This window comes from Kitasatospora sp. NPDC050463, from assembly GCF_040655255.1.
In the GTDB taxonomy this organism is placed as follows: Bacteria; Actinomycetota; Actinomycetes; order Streptomycetales; family Streptomycetaceae; genus Kitasatospora.
This window is the reverse complement of record NZ_JBFAJO010000151.1, coordinates 1-318: the sequence shown is the minus strand read 5'-3', so window position 1 is coordinate 318 and position 318 is coordinate 1. Positions and strand designations below refer to the sequence as shown.

The following is a 318-nucleotide window of genomic DNA, read 5'->3' as shown; positions in this document are numbered from 1 at the left end:
ACGTCGGTCACCCTGCAGGGGAGCGGTTTCACCGGGGCCACCGCCGTGAAGTTCGGCACGGTCAACGCCACATCGTTCACCGTGGTCTCCGCCGCCCAGATCACCGCCACCGCCCCCGCCGGCAGCGGGACGGTGCAGGTCACCGTCACCACGCCGGCCGGCACCAGCAACGGCATCTCCTACACCTACCTGGGAGCTCCGACGCTGAGCGCGCTCGTCCCCAACCAGGGGCCGGTCTCCGGGGGGAACACCGTCACCCTCACCGGCACCAACCTCACCACCGCCACCGCCGTGACCTTCGGCACCAGCGCCGCGACG

1 protein-coding gene is annotated in these 318 nt (G+C 71.7%); it reads left to right on the top strand.

Going from position 1 to position 318, the window contains the following annotated elements:
- Positions 1–318 (top strand): IPT/TIG domain-containing protein (locus tag AB0J08_RS40250; RefSeq protein WP_360644716.1); only part of this gene is annotated, 318 nt, incomplete at both ends.